Below are 14,379 nucleotides of genomic sequence, written 5' to 3'. Positions count from 1 at the left end.
CGCACCATGCCTGTCGACGTCTACGGCGTACGCCACCACGGCCCCGGCTCCGCCCGGGCCGTGCGGGCCGCGCTCGAGGAGCAGCCCCCGGACCTCGTCCTGATCGAGGGCTGCCCGGAGCTCGACGCCATCGTCGACCTGCTGGGCGAGGCCGACATGGTGCCACCGGTCGCCGGTCTCGTGTACGCCGTCGAGGAGCCGCGCCGGGCGACCTTCTACCCCCTCGCCCACTTCTCGCCCGAGTGGGTCGCCGCCCGCTGGGCCCTCGCCCACGACGTACCCGTGCGGTTCCTCGACCTGCCGGCGACGCACGCGTTCGCGCTGGCGCAGCAGGACGGGCCGGAGCCCGGCTCCGGCGAGCCGGACGCGGAGGGCGTGCCGGTCGCCGAGCCGGTCCCGGCCGAGCGCCTCGACCCGATCGGCACGCTCGCCGCGACCGCCGGGTACGACGACGCCGAGCGCTGGTGGGAGGACGCCGTCGAGCAGCGGCACGGTTCCCCGGCCGAGCGCTTCGCGGCGATCCGTGAGGCGATGGGCGCGGTCCGGTCGGCCGACACCCGTCCCGCCGACGACCCGGAGGTGCGCAGCAACGCACGCCGCGAGCAGTGGATGCGACGGGTGCTCCGGGCCGAGGTCAAGGCCGCCCCGGAGGCGAGGATCGCGGTGGTCTGCGGGGCCTGGCACGCCCCGGCGCTCGTGCCCGCCGACTTCCCGCCGGCCAGCCGTGACGGCGACCTGATCACCAGGCTGCCGAAGACCAAGGTGGCCGCCGCCTGGACGCCGTGGACGGCCGCCCGGCTCAGCTACGCCTCGGGCTACGGCGCCGGGGTGAGCGCACCGGGGTGGTACCAGCACCTCTTCGACCACCTGAGCCGGCCCGACCCCGACCCGCGCGACCTGGCCACGTCGTGGCTGGTCCGCGTCGCGCGCACGCTGCGCGAGGAGCGGCTGGACGCCTCCACGGCGTCGGTGGTGGAGGCCGCGCGGCTCGCCGAGGCCCTGGCCACCGTGCGGGGGCGGCCCTCGGTCGGGCTGAGCGAGCTCGACGACGCCGCCGAGACGGTGCTCTGCGAGGGGTCGCGCCTGCCGCTCGACCTCGTCCACCAGCGCCTGGTGGTGGGCGAGGAGCTCGGGACGGTGCCCGAGGCGGCCCCCGTCGTGCCGCTGGCGGCCGACCTCAGCCGCCAGCAGCGGTCGCTGCGCCTCAAGCCGACCGCGTCCGTCCAGCAGGTCGACCTCGACCTGCGGCGCGAGAGCCAGCTGGCACGGTCGGTGCTGCTGCACCGCCTCCAGCTCCTCGGCGTGCCCTGGGGCGAGGTCGCCGACACCGGCCGCACCACCGGCACGTTCAAGGAGAGCTGGACCCTCGAGTGGCGACCCGAGCTCGCGGTCGACCTCGTCGAGGCGGGCATCTGGGGCACGACGATCGCCGCTGCGGCGGCCGTCCGGGCCGCCGACCGGGCCGCGCGGTCCGCCGACCTGACCGAGCTCGCCGACCTGGTCGCCACCTGCCTCACCGCCGACCTGCCGGACGGCGTCGAGGCGGTGCTCGACGCCCTCGACGCGCGCGCCGCGGTCCAGCACGACGTACCTGCCCTGCTCGCCACGGTCGAACCGCTCGCGCGCACCTGCCGCTACGGCGACGTGCGCGGCGTCGACACCGCCCGGGTGCGCACCGTGCTCGGGGCCACGGTCGTCCGCGCCTGCGTGGGCCTGCCCATGGCCTGCGCGAGCCTGGACGAGGAGGCGGCCGCGGAGATGGTCACGGCGATCGCCGGGGCGCAGCGCGGGCTGGCGCTGCTCGCCGACCCCGAGCTCGACGGCGCCTGGGCCGAGGCCCTGGAGGCCGTGTCCGCCCCCGACCACGTGGCCGGCGGGGTGGCCGGCCGGGCGACCCGGATCCTGCTGGACGCCGGCCGGATCGACCCCGACACCGCCGCCCACCGGATGGGGCGCCGGCTGTCCCTGGCCTCCTCCGCTCCCCAGGCCGCTGCGTGGCTGGCCGGGTTCCTCGCCGGCGACGCGGTGCTGTTGGTCCACGACGCGACGCTCCTCGGGCTGGTCGACACGTGGGTCGCCGGGCTGGGCGAGGATGAGTTCGAGGACCTGCTGCCACTCGTGCGGCGTACGTTCGCCGAGTTCAGCGCCGCCGAGCGGCGCACCATCGGCGAGCAGGTGTCCCGACTGGGCCGGACCGGCGCCGAGGCGGCGGTGGCAGCCACGGGCATCGACCTCGAGCAGGCGCGACCCGCCGTCCTGGCCGTGGCGCGGCTCGTCGGCTGGAAGGAGGTGTCCCGTGACGGAGCAGCCTGAGGGCCGCGACCGGCTGACCCGCTGGCGGTTGGTCCTCGGCGGCGAGGAGGCCGACGGCCTCACCGGTGCCGACGGGCAGGGCATCGCCCTGACCGAGGCCGACGCGCGTCGCGACGACGCCCTCGCCGCGCTGTACGACGGCGAGCGCAGGGCCGGCCTCGGCGGGTCCTCGCCGCGCGTCGCCCGCTGGCTCGGCGACATCCGCACCTACTTCCCGTCCTCGGTCGTGCAGGTGATGCAGGGCGACGCGATGCAGCGGCTGGGGCTGCGCCAGATGCTGCTCGAGCCGGAGATGATGCGCGCCGTCCAGCCCGACGTCGGGCTGGTCAGCACGCTCATCGGGTTGGGCCGGGTGATCCCGGAGCACTCGCGCGAGACCGCCCGCGCCGTCGTGCGGCAGGTCACCGACGAGCTCGAGGAGCGGCTCCGGCAGCGCACCGTGCAGGCGGTGACCGGCGCGCTGGACCGGTCGGCACGCACCCGCCGGCCGCGGATGCGCGACGTCGACTGGCGACGGACGGTCGCCGCGAACCTCAAGCACTACCTGCCCGAGCACCGCACCGTGGTGCCCGAGCGGCTGGTCGGCTACGCGCGGCGATCCACCCAGGTCGAGCGCGAGATCATCCTCTGCATCGACCAGTCCGGGTCGATGGCGGAGTCGATCGTCCACAGCTCCGTGTTCGGCGCGGTGCTCGCCTCGATCCGGTCGGTCAGCACCCGCATGGTGGTCTTCGACACCGAGGTGGTCGACCTCACCGACGAGATCGACGACCCGGTCGACGTGCTCTTCGGCGTCCAGCTCGGCGGCGGCACCGACATCAACCGCGCGCTGGCTTATTGCCAGGGAAGGATCACCCAGCCCGAGGACACCGTGCTGGTCCTCATCAGCGACCTCTACGAGGGCGGGATCGCCGAGGAGATGATCAGCCGGGCGCGCGCAGTCGTCGGGTCCGGGGCGACGATGATCGCCCTCCTCGCGCTGAGCGACTCCGGCCAGCCGTCGTTCGACGCCGACCACGCCGCCGCGCTCGCCGGGGTCGGCGTCCCGTCCTTCGCCTGCACCCCCGACCTGTTCCCCGACCTGATGGCCGCCGCGATCGAGAAGCGCGACATCGGCGATTGGGCGGCGGCCCACGACGTGGTCACCACCCACGAGACGACGAGACCCGTCTAGCTCCCCTGCCGGTGAGTGCTGGCGGTGGCGGCGGCGCAGGAGCACACTGACGCCATGCGCACCCTGACGCGTCGCCTCGCCCCCCACGCCCGCACGGCCTGGCTCACGTTCGTCGCGGCGTCGGCCGTGGTGGTGACGCTCGCCGTGGCGCTGGTGCTGCTCACCGGCGGTGGCCGCACGGCCGTCGTCGCGACCGCCGCCACCTGGTTCGTGCTGGTCGTCGTCCTGGCCGCCTGCCTCGACGCGGTCCTGGTGCCGGGCAACCCCGACGTACGCCGTCGGCCCGTGCACGCGGCCGGGTGGAGCGGCGCCCTCGGCACGGACGGTGGTCACGGCGGGGGCGGTGACGGCGGGGGCTCCTGCGACTGAGCCGACGCTCCCCGGCTGACCCTGCCGTACGCCCGTCGGTGGGTGGCGGCAGATTGCGCGCTTGGGGGTCCTTGGCGTGCGGTGTGCCGCCACCCCCGGCCTCAGACGGGCTGCAGCTCCCAGGCGGGACCGCTGCCGCCGAGCCGCTCGACGAGCCGGTGGCCGACGTGCGCGGCGTTGGCACGGCGTACGTCGTCGGGGATGTCGGGCAGGTTCTCCTCCCAGTCGAGCACGCACGACCCGCGCAGCTGCGCCATCCGGGCCGGGCGGCCGAAGAAGAAGGGGTGCAGGTGGGCACCGCCGTCGCCGTAGCGGCCGACGTGGCAGCGCCCGACGCTCGGCAGGCTCTCGACCGCAGCCGTGACGGCCACCATCAGGCGGCCCATCTCCGAGGCGAGGTCGTCGGGCAGGTCGGCGAGGTCGTGGTGGTCGCGCGGCTTGAGGATCAGGGTCACCGGCAGCTTCATCCCCGCGTCGGCGAGCACCCAGCGCTCGTTGCTCCACACCACGCGGGCCTCCTGCTCGGGTGTCGCGGGCGACGCGCACGGGCAGTCGGCCGGGTCCTCGCCGCGTCGGGCCGGCTCCTCGTCGAGCAGCGGCTCGAGGGGCTTGATCCGCAGGCCCTCGAGCTCGAAGGGGAAGATGTCCCACCCCGGCATCGCCTCGATCGCAACCGGCAGCCGGCCCTCGGCGTCGGTCGCGGCAGCCACCCGGGCGTGGAACTCTTCGGCGGTCTCGAGGCTCATGCGGGCAGTCAACCAGCGAACGGCAGGTGCCGTCAGGCTGCCGGCAGCGTGCCCTCTGCCGAGTCGTAGAAGTCGCGGACCACGAGCCGAACCCCATGCAGGGCCAGGCGCCGCACCTGACGGGCCTCGGCCAACGCCGACCGTCGCTCCTTGCGGGCTTCCTGGAGCTGCCACGCCTTCCAGGCGAGCGAGCGGTGTGAGGCCGCGATCCGTGCCGTGCGCTGCTCGAAGGTCCGCGCCGCCCGCGCGACCCTCCGCTCGTACGTCGCCTGCGCCGCGCGGTCGGTCGCACGCGAGCGGTCGAACTCGTGGCGCTCGCCGACCGTCCCGGCGATCGACACCTTCCACGTCGAACCCGTGTGGTCGGTGGTGAAGGTCTTGCCGACCCAGCTCCGCGGCACGTCGTCGCGCGCCGTGAGCACCTCCGACCCGTGGGGCCGGAACGTGGTGACGCTCACCGGCAGCGTGTCGCGCGGGGTCCCGGGCCACGTGCGACGGTAGAGCCGCGTCGGGCTCCCGAGCTCCGAGCACAGCCTGCTCCCGGCTTGCGGCACGCCGTCCAGGGCCCGGTCGAACGCCGCGCACCAGCGATTGCTCGCCACGTGCAGCACGGCGTCGCGCGGGAGTGGCCCGTCGACGTAGAGCACCTCGCAGGTGACGCCCGAGAAGTCGAGCCGGTCGACGCCGACCATGACGCCGGGCAGGCCGTCGACGGGGACCCGGTCGCTGGCCAGCAGGACCGGAGGTCCCGACGCCTGGGCCGCCTCTGGCGGCCCCGACGGTCCCATGTCGGGCAGCGTGGTGCAGGCGGTGGCCCGCCAGTCCTCGCTCGGCTCGGCGGCCGGAGCCGCGACCGGGAACAGGACGGCGGCGGCGGCGAGGGCCGCGAGCGTCAGGGTGCGCACAGCGCGGACTATAGGCGGACACCAGCCGCGGTGGTGTGGAACAGGCGGGCAGGCGTCAGCCCGCAGCACTGACGGTTCATCACGGTATGCAGTCGAACCCGCACTTCCCTGCGTCAGCTGATCGAGGGAAGTGCGGGTTCGCCGACATACCGTGGTGAACCAGCGGCGCCTAGGCGACGGGGGTGAGCTCCGGCTCCCGGTCGGTGCCGGCGTCGACGACCTCACCCGTCGGGTGGACGGGGCGGCGCGGCCACCAGACCCGGTCGCCGAGCAGCACGAGCGCGGCGGGCAGCATGACCAGCCGGATGATCGTCGCGTCGAGCAGGATCGCCACCGACAGCGCGACGCCCATCATCTTCATCTCCAGCATGCTGAGCGTCGCGAAGATCGCGAACACCGAGACCATCACCGCCGCGGCACTGGTGACGACCGAGGCGCTGTCGCGGATGCCGCGCTCGACCGCGAGCCGCGTCGGCAGCCCGCGCCCGACCAGCTCGCGGATCCGTCCCGTCACGAAGACGTGGTAGTCCATCGACAGCCCGACGAGCACCACGAGCACGAAGAGCGGGATCCAGTCGATCACGAACCCCGGGCTGGTGAAGCCGAGCGCGCCCTCGAGCCAGCCGTGCTGGAAGACGAGCGTGAGCACGCCGAAGGCCACGCCGACCGACACCAGGTTGAGCGCGGTCGACACCAGCGCCAGCGGCACGCTGCGGAAGGCCACGCCCATCATGACCAGCGTCAGCAGCAGGACGAACCCGATCACCGCCGGCATCCAGTCCGACAGGTGCTGGTCGAAGTCAAGGTTGGACGCGGCGTCCCCGCCGACGGCCCACTCCAGGCCGTCCAGCGCTGCCGGCGCGGTCGACTCGCGCAGGTCGGTGATCGCCTCGACCGTCCGGTCGTCGGAGTCGGGCCAGGGCAGTGCGAGGGTGAGGGACGAGGTGCCGCCGTCCTCGGAGGTGGCGAGTCCCTCCGGCACGGCTGTGAACGCACCGTCGCCGGTGGCGTCCGAGGCCAGGTCGCGCAGGGCCGCGGCCGATCCCGTCCCCTCCGCGAGCACCGTGACGGTGGTGCCCTCGCCGGGGAAGGCGTCCGCGACGTCCCGCATCGTCTGCACCGCCGGGATGCCGGTGGGCAGGGTCTCGAGGTTGGCGGCGTGCATCGTCATGCCGAGCGCCGGCACGGCCAGTGCCGTCGCCGCGGCGACCGAGCCGGCCAGCGCCAGCCCGGGACGTCGTACGACCGGGGCGAGGATGCGTCGGCTGATCCCGCCCGCGCCGATGCGGCGGTTGAGGCGCCACAGCAGCGGCACCCGAGGCCGGTCGACCCACCGGCCGAGCCTGACCAGGAGGGCGGGCAGCACGGTGATCGAGCCGACGACCGCGACCGCGACCACGATGATCGCGCCCACGGCCAGCGAGGTGAAGGTGACGAAGTCGACCAGGAAGAGCCCGGACATGGCCGCCGCCACGGCGAAGCCCGAGACCAGGATGGAGTGCCCGGACGTCTGGGCGGCGATCTCGACCGCGTCGAGCGTGCTCCGCCCGCGGGCGCGCTCCTCGCGCTCGCGCTTGAGGTAGAACAGCGAGTAGTCCACGCCCACCGCCATGCCGATCAGCACGATCATCGAGCCGACCGTCGGCTCCGCCGGTACGACGTGGGAGACGGCCGCGGAGATGCCCATCGTGGCCGCGACGCTGCCCATGGCCAGCAGCACCGGGAGGCCGGCGGCGATCAGCGCCCCGAACGCCAGCAGCATCAGCACCAGCGTCACCGGCAGGCTGATCACCTCGGCCGAGGCCAGGTCGTCGGCGACCCGGTCGTTGATCGCCTCGTCCAGGCTGAGCCCGCCCGTCTGGCGCACCGTGAGCCCCGGGTGCTCGGCGGCGACGGCGTCGGTCACCTCCGTCAGCGGGGCGACGTCGTCGGCCCCCTCGGTCAGCGCCACCGAGACCAGCATCGCGGTGCGGTCGTCGTTCCACACCGGTGGCGACACCCCGCCGACCCCCTCGACGTCGGCCATCCGGCGGGCGACCTCGCGCGCGGCGCCGGGCACCGCGGCCCGGTCGCCGCTGAGCAGGACGAGCTCGGTGTCGGGGGCGTCGAGCCCGGCGCGCTCCGCCATCGCCTCCGCGCGACCGGACTGGCCGATGCGGTAGTCGGCGGGCTCCGCCTCGTGCGTGGGGACCAGGAAGGCCAGGCTGGTCGCCGCCACGACCAGGACGAGCCAGGTGAGGATCGCGCGCCAGGGGTGCTCGGCGCTCCAGCGCGCCGCCCGCTGGGGGATCCGGGTGATCAGGTCGGCAGCCATGGCCGTGCTCCGTTCGGTGTGGGTTCTCGGTACGGGCTCCACGGTTGCGGCGACGGGCGCCCACGGCAGGGGTGGCACCTCCCGGTCGGAGGTGGGGAAAACCCCACCGACCGGTGGGGTGGCGATCGGTCAGGATGGAGCCATGGCCCCGCGACCGAGCACCCTCCGGCTGACCGGCCATGCCCTTGCCCAGGTGGCGCTGGCCGTGCCGACGATCCTCGCGGCCACGCTCGTCGCCGTCGGGGGAGGCACCGCACTGCTCGTCATCGGCATCCCGGTCCTGCTGGTGGGGCTGCCCCTGCTGCGCTGGATCGCCGACCGCCACCGGGCCATGGCGGCCGCGACCCTCGGCCACCCCGTGCCGGCCGACCGCCTGCCGGACGACGACCTGCCGCTGCTGGCGCGGCTGGCCACCTGGGGCCGCGACCCGATGAGCTGGCGCGAGCTGGCCTGGGCGTTCGTGTCGGCCAGCGTCGGGCTCGCGGTGTCACTGGTCGTGGTGCTGCTGATGGTCGGCATCGTCACCCTGGTGCTCTGGTGGTACGCCACCCCCCAGCTGATGCGGCTGCGCTCGGTGGCCGATGCCCGCCTGCTGAGCCGCGGCAGCCACGAGCTCCTCGAGGAGCGGGTCCAGGTGCTCACCGAGACCCGCGCCGAGACGGTCGAGGACTCCGCGGCCGAGCTGCGCCGCATCGAGCGCGACCTGCACGACGGCGCGCAGGCGCGGCTGGTCGCCCTCCAGATGAACCTCGGTCTGGCGCGCGAGCTGATGGAGAGCGACCCGGGAGCCGCGCGCGAGCTGCTCGCCGAGGCGTCGACGACCACCGGTGCCGCCCTCGGCGACATCCGCGACGTGGTCCGCGGCATCCACCCCCCTGTGCTGGCCGACCGCGGCCTGGCGGGCGCGGTGCAGGCGCTCGCCCTCGACCTCTCGGTGCCGGTCACGGTGACCGGCGAGCTGCCCGAGCGTCCGTCGGCCCCGGTCGAGACCGCGGTCTACTTCGCGGTGCTGGAGTGCCTGGCCAACGTGGCCAAGCACGCGGGGGCCGAGCACGCGTGGGTCGAGCTCGGCCAGCACGACGACCTGCTGGTCGTCGTGGTCGGCGACGACGGTCGCGGCGGCGCCGACCCCTCCGGCGGCACCGGCCTGCGCGGGGTGGCGCGGCGGCTGGCGGCGCTCGACGGCAGCGTGAGAGTCTCGAGCCCCGCGGGTGGTCCCACCCTGGTCACGCTGGAGGTGCCGTGCGAGTCGTCCTCGCCGAGGACAACGCCCTCCTCCGCGACGGGCTGACCCGGATCCTCCTGGCCCACGACTTCACGATCCTCCACGCCGTCGACAACGCGCCCGACCTCGAGGCCGCGCTGGCCGACCCGGACGCCGAGGCGGCCATCCTCGACGTACGCCTCCCGCCCACCCTCACTGACGAGGGGCTGCGGGCCGCGATCGCCTGTCGCGCCGCACGCCCCGGTTTCCCGGTGGTGGTGCTCTCGCAGTGGGTCGAGCACCTCTACGCCCGCGAGCTGCTCGCCGACGGCGGCGGCGCCGTCGGCTACCTGCTCAAGGACCGGGTCGGCGACATCCGCGAGTTCGTCGACGCCGTACGACGCGTGGCAGGCGGCGGCACCGTGCTGGACGCCGAGGTGGTCTCCACGATCATGGCGCGCCCCCGGGCACGCGCGGTCGACCGGCTCTCCGAGCGTGAGCGCGAGGTGCTCGCGCTGATGGCCGAGGGCCGGTCCAACGCCGCCATCGCGGCACGCCTGTTCATCACCCCGAAGGCCGTCGACAAGCACGCCAACAGCATCTTCACCAAGCTCGACCTGCCCGTCGCGCCCGACGACAACCGCCGGGTGCTGGCGGTGCTCGCCTGGCTCGAGGTCTGAGCCCCGCCCGTCACCAGGGCGCCGGCTGGTAGTCCTTCAGGAAGCAGCCGTAGAGGTCCTGGCCCTGCTCGCCGAGCACGATCGGGTCGTAGACCCGCGCCGCGCCGTCCACCAGGTCGAGCGGCGCGTGCCAGCCCTCGGCGGCGATCCGGAGCTTCTCGTGGTGGGGGCGCTCGTCGGTGATCCAGCCGGTGTCGACCGCGGTCATCAGGATCTGGTCGGTCTCGAAGAGCTCGCCGGACGAGGTCCGGGTCATCATGTTGAGCGCGGCCTTGGCCATGTTGGTGTGCGGGTGCCCGGCGCCCTTGTAGCGCCTTCCCCCGAACTGGCCCTCCATCGCGGAGACGTTGACGATGTAGGCGCGGCGCGCGCCGTTCTCCACGGCCGCGCGCAGCGCGGGCCGCAGCCGCGAGTTGATGAGGAACGGTGCGATCGAGTTGCAGAACTGCACCTCGAGGAGCTCCAGCGGGTCGACCTCGTCGAGCACCTGCGTCCAGGAGTTGTTGTCCTGGATGTCGGGGATCAGGCCGCCGGCGTCGATCGCCGTACCGGCCAGGTGCGCGTCGAGCGAGGCACCGCCCGCCTTGAGGGCGAGGGCGGTCAGCGAGGCCGCGTTGTGCGCGGCGAGCGCGTGCTCGGCCGACTCACCCTCGTGGTGGGCGACCGCGGTGTCGGAGAGCGCGCCCGCGATCGCCGCGGGGTGCGCCTCGGAGATCCGGTCGAAGGTGACCATCTCCGGGAGCGCCCGGACGCCGAGCGACTCCGCGGTCGGCAGCGGTGCGTTCTCGCCGTCGATGAGGTGCGAGTACGCGCCCGGCAGGCGACGTACGGTCTGGCACGCGTTGTTGATGATGATGTCGAGCGGCCCGCCCGCGGCCACGTCGTCGGTCAGGGAGATGACCTGGGTCGGGTCGCGCAGGTCGATCCCGACGACCTTGAGCCGGTGCAGCCAGTCGCCCGCGTCCTCCATCGCGGCGAAGCGGCGCACGGCGTCCTTGGGGAAGCGCGTCGTGATGGTGGTGTGGGCACCGTCACGCAGCAGCCGCAGCGCGATGTACATGCCGATCTTGGCGCGGCCGCCGGTGAGCAGCGCGCGCTTGCCGGTGAGGTCGGTGCGCTGGTCGCGCTTGGCGTGGCTCATCGCCGCGCAGCTCGGGCACAGCCAGTGGTAGAACGCGTCGACGAGGGTGAAGTCCTGCTTGCAGATGTAGCAGCCCCGCGCGGTGATCAGCTCGCCGGCGAAGGCGCCGACGGTGGTCGACACGAGCGGGATGCCGGCGGTCTCGTCGTCGATGCGCATCGGCGAGCCGGTGGCGGTCCTCGCGATGATGTCGAGGTCGTGCTGGTGCCGCTCCTGGCGGATCTCGGCGCGACGCTGCTTCTTGATCAGCTTGTACATGTACGACGCGGCCCGCTTCATCGTGCGCACGTCGTCGTGGTCCGGCGGGAGCGTCGCCACGTCCCGCAGCACCTCGAGGGCCACGGCGAGCTTGTCGGGGTCGATGCCCTGCTGGACCTGCTGGTGCTGCTGACTCACCGGAGAAGGGTACGGGCTCGAACCCCCAACTCCATCAGCGCCAGATCGGGCGGAACGAGCGCCCGAACCACCCCAGCCCCGACCCGCGGGGCACGGCGCCGAGCGCCGCGCCGCCGTACGTCGCCCGGGTCGCGGTGCCGTAGCCGAGCCACGTCTGCGCCGGCCCCTGGCCGATGCCGGGGAGCGCCCAGTCGCACACGCCGGTCGGGAAGACCGCCTGCAGGCGCGCCCACTGGGCGTCGGTGAAGAGCACCGGCAGGCCGCCGGGGAGGCGGTACGACGAGCGGTCGAGCGGCTGGGTCCGGCAGGCCAGCACGTCGTTGGCCGCCGGGCCGCCGGCCTCCTGGCGCGGGGTCGACAGGTTGGTGCGCGCGATGTCGGAGCGGCACACCACACCCGGTACGCCGTCGGCCAGGCAGCGGTCCTGCAGGGACGCCGGCCTGTCCTCCACGATCTTCGTCGCCAGCGGGACGGGTCGGTCGTCCTCCTCCACCGCCGCCAGCCAGCGGTCCATCGCGACGAACGCCTCGACGGGCCAGCGCACGTCGCCGAGCAGCGGGGTCGGGCCGAACCACTCGACGCGGTTGTCGGTGTGCCCCTGCGAGCGTTGCAGCCGGAGGTGGCTCCAGACCGAGTGGGCGTAGTCGTGCGCGAGGCCCGGGTCGGGGCCGCCGTGGTTGATCATGGCGACCTCGCTGGTGTTGCTGAACTCGTTGAGCAGCCCGGTCCGGTAGGCGTTCGCGATGGACGCCGGGTCGCCCGCGGTGCGCGCGGCGACCGGGTCGGCGTTCACGTCGAGCCCGCCGACCTTCTCGTTGAGGTCGACGAACTGCTCCGGCGTGATCCGACCGCCGAGCAGCGCGTGGAGGCCGTACTGCACGCCGGTGTTGCCGAACGGCATCCCGGCGAAGCCGGCCCCGACGGCCTTCTCCTGCGCGCTCCACACCGACTCCGGGCGCGGACCGAGCTGGTTGCGCATCAGGGTGAGGATGTCGCAGCGCACGCCGGCCGGGTTGCTGTCGGAGTCGAAGCGGGTCGTCCGGTCGCCGGGGACCGGGTCGGGCACGCCCGGGCACGCGTGCTCCGGGTTGATCGCGCTCCTGAACAACCCCTCGTCGGCGGTGACCGCGTTGACCGGGGTCAGGTGGCCCTCGACGTCGGCCATCTGGGTCGGCGACCAGACCACGCCCGGCCCCCACGCCGACGGGTCCTCGAAGTAGGCGCGCATGAGGTGGTAGTCGGCGAACTGCGAGCCCGGGCTCATCACGTCCGGGTAGGAGCAGGTCGTCACGAGCCCTTGGTAGATGCCCGGGTACGCGTTCGCGACGGTGTGCTGCGCGACCGACCCGCCGCTGCAGCCGGTGCCGATCGTGTAGCGGATCGTGCCGTACTGCTCGACGAGCCGCTCCTTGGCCATCATCAGGGACTCGGCGTTGTGGGCGACGTTGCAGTTGTGGCCGGTGTTCGCCAGCGCGGTCGACATCACCGCGAAGCCGCGGCCGAGCGCCTCGACGTACGAGCTGTCGACGAGCGGGACGGGGATGGCGTCGAGGGTGCCGGAGGCGTCCTCCAGCGGCGGCTCGGCCGGCGCGTAGCTCGCCCCGCACCCGCCGCCGTGGGTGACGAGCACCTTGTGGTTCCACTGCCGCTGCGGGTCCCAGGCCTTCCACCGCGTGCCGGGGGTGAACAGCGTCAGGATGGCGTAGCGGTCGCGGTCCTGGTAGCCGTCCTCGCGCCGCACGATGAACGGGACCTTCTTGCCCTGGTCGGTGGTGGCGGTGTCCACGTCGGACGCAGGCTGCGCCGGGTCGTAGGGCTTCAGCGCCTTCTGCCCGGAGGGCTTGTAGAGGAAGGAGTAGCGGGCCGGTTCGTTGCAGAGCGCGTCGGTCGCCGTGTCCTGGCAGTCGTACGCCGCCGCGACGGGGCCGCTGAACACCGGCCCGCCGTTCGGGTGGTTGGTGACCACCACGCGGTCGCGCCTCGCCCCCGCCGCCGTCGCGACCAGGACGTTGCGCCCCTCGCGGAGCCCGGTGAGCAGAGCGGTCGAGCGCTTCCGGAACGTCCTGGAGACGTCCCTGCCCCCGAGCGTCACCCGCAGCGCCCCGGCCCTGCGCGGTGCGGTGATCCGCACGAGCACGTCGCCGCCGGAAACGAGGTCGGCTCGGTTGGAGAGCACCTCGATGCGTACGGCGCCGGCCTTGCCGGCCTTGCCGGGCTTGTCAGGCGCGGCGGAACCGGGCTCCGCCGCGGCCACGAGCAGCGCGGCCAGCAGCGCGAGGGCGAGGCCGACCGCGAGGAAGGCGGCGGTCGGTCGGGTGGGACGGGCGATGGGCTGCACGGCGTACCTCCTGGAGGGCTCAGGAGGTGCAACGACCCTCACACCGAGGTGGTTACTCGCCGGTCACTCCCGCGCCCACCGCGGGAGGAAGAGGCGTCAGGCCTCGCGCGCGGGCGACCCGTTGATCCGGACCCGGTCGGCGCGCATGCCGTGCTCGACGCCCCAGAGCACCGCCTTCGAGCGGGAGTCCACGTCGATCTTGCGGTAGGCCGAGCGGATGTAGGACTTGATCGAGTTGAGCGAGAGGAGCGTGCGGTCGGCGATGTCCTGGTTGCTCAGGCCCATCGTGATGAGGGAGAGCACCTCGGCCTCGCGGGCGGTGAGCCCCTCCTCGCGGCCGGGCCAGTCGCCGCCGACGAGCGCGGAGCGCCCGCGCGAGGGGGAGACCACGACCTGGCCGGCGGCGATCGCGCCGAGCGCGTCGACGAGGCGAGCGGCCGGCAGGCTCTTGGAGAGGTAGCCGCGCACGCCCTGGTTGAGGGTGTCGCGGGTCAGCCAGGGCTGGAAGTTCCAGGTGTAGACGGCCACCGTGCGGACCTGCGGGCTCTCCACGAGCCGCTTGACCGCCTCGCCGTTGCCCTGGCCCATCCCGAAGGTGTCGTAGAGCGCCACGTCGACAGGCGCGACGACCGGCTTCCCGGCGACGAGCTCGACCACCTCGACCCGGTGCGTGTAGCTGCGCATCATCGCGTCGAGGCCCCGCACGACGACCTCGTCGTCATTGACGAGCGCGACTCGAATCACCATGCGCTCAAGGTACGTCAGTTTGTGTATGTTGAGCCGGTTGTTCGGCAGAGAT

At 73.8% G+C, this 14,379-nt stretch carries 11 protein-coding genes; 5 read left to right on the top strand and 6 right to left on the bottom strand.

The features are described 5' to 3' along the window. Positions 1 to 6 precede the first annotated feature (6 nt). Genes Q9S36_RS31555 through Q9S36_RS31545 form a run of 3 tightly spaced genes read left to right on the top strand, consistent with a single transcriptional unit; the run spans position 7 to position 3,856 of the window. Positions 7 to 2,313 carry a DUF5682 family protein gene (locus tag Q9S36_RS31555; protein WP_311288788.1) on the top strand — a complete coding sequence of 769 codons (2,307 nt, stop codon included), beginning with the start codon at positions 7 to 9 and terminating at the stop codon, positions 2,311 to 2,313. Continuing rightward, the gene (locus tag Q9S36_RS31550; RefSeq protein WP_311288787.1) at positions 2,297 to 3,487 is read left to right on the top strand and encodes a VWA domain-containing protein; all 1,191 of its coding nucleotides are present in this window, start codon (positions 2,297 to 2,299) and stop codon (positions 3,485 to 3,487) included. The genes Q9S36_RS31555 and Q9S36_RS31550 overlap by 17 nt, the downstream gene beginning before the upstream one ends. A gap of 54 nt (positions 3,488 to 3,541) precedes the next feature. Then, positions 3,542 to 3,856 carry a hypothetical protein gene (locus Q9S36_RS31545; protein WP_311288786.1) on the top strand — a complete coding sequence of 105 codons (315 nt, stop codon included), beginning with the start codon at positions 3,542 to 3,544 and terminating at the stop codon, positions 3,854 to 3,856. A 101-nt stretch (positions 3,857 to 3,957) separates the two neighbouring features. On the opposite strand, the gene Q9S36_RS31540 is transcribed toward Q9S36_RS31545, so the two are convergent. From Q9S36_RS31540 to Q9S36_RS31530, 3 genes are all read right to left on the bottom strand, one after another. Continuing rightward, positions 3,958 to 4,602 (bottom strand): hypothetical protein, encoded by a 645-nt coding sequence (locus Q9S36_RS31540; protein ID WP_311288785.1) that lies wholly within the window; start codon positions 4,600 to 4,602, stop codon positions 3,958 to 3,960. 32 nt (positions 4,603 to 4,634) lie between these two features. Continuing rightward, on the bottom strand, positions 4,635 to 5,507 hold the full coding sequence (locus Q9S36_RS31535) for a hypothetical protein (protein ID WP_311288784.1): 873 nt from the start codon (positions 5,505 to 5,507) through the stop codon (positions 4,635 to 4,637). 169 nt (positions 5,508 to 5,676) lie between these two features. After that, on the bottom strand, positions 5,677 to 7,821 hold the full coding sequence (locus Q9S36_RS31530; protein ID WP_311288783.1) for an MMPL family transporter: 2,145 nt from the start codon (positions 7,819 to 7,821) through the stop codon (positions 5,677 to 5,679). Positions 7,822 to 7,963: 142 nt separating this feature from the next. Here Q9S36_RS31530 and Q9S36_RS31525 point away from each other — a divergent pair, with 142 nt between their 5' ends. After that, complete coding sequence (locus Q9S36_RS31525) at positions 7,964 to 9,112, top strand: sensor domain-containing protein (protein WP_311288782.1); 1,149 nt, start codon at positions 7,964 to 7,966, stop codon at positions 9,110 to 9,112. Further along, complete coding sequence (locus Q9S36_RS31520) at positions 9,064 to 9,705, top strand: response regulator transcription factor (RefSeq protein WP_311288781.1); 642 nt, start codon at positions 9,064 to 9,066, stop codon at positions 9,703 to 9,705. Before Q9S36_RS31525 ends, Q9S36_RS31520 begins: the two co-directional genes overlap by 49 nt. Before the next feature lie 10 nt (positions 9,706 to 9,715). On the opposite strand, the gene Q9S36_RS31515 is transcribed toward Q9S36_RS31520, so the two are convergent. The 3 genes from Q9S36_RS31515 to Q9S36_RS31505 all read right to left on the bottom strand — a co-directional run bounded on the left by Q9S36_RS31515 (position 9,716) and on the right by Q9S36_RS31505 (position 14,327). Beyond that, entirely contained in the window at positions 9,716 to 11,125 is a 1,410-nt protein-coding gene (locus Q9S36_RS31515) for an SDR family NAD(P)-dependent oxidoreductase (protein WP_311288833.1), read from the bottom strand. A gap of 151 nt (positions 11,126 to 11,276) precedes the next feature. After that, entirely contained in the window at positions 11,277 to 13,580 is a 2,304-nt protein-coding gene (locus Q9S36_RS31510; protein ID WP_311288780.1) for a DUF6351 family protein, read from the bottom strand. A 96-nt stretch (positions 13,581 to 13,676) separates the two neighbouring features. Then, positions 13,677 to 14,327 carry a response regulator transcription factor gene (locus Q9S36_RS31505; RefSeq protein ID WP_311288779.1) on the bottom strand — a complete coding sequence of 217 codons (651 nt, stop codon included), beginning with the start codon at positions 14,325 to 14,327 and terminating at the stop codon, positions 13,677 to 13,679. Positions 14,328 to 14,379 lie beyond the last annotated feature (52 nt).

It is taken from the genome of Microbacterium sp. ARD31, assembly GCF_031844425.1.
The sequence above is the reverse complement of the archived record's forward strand: the minus strand, read 5'-3'. Positions and strand labels throughout refer to the sequence as shown.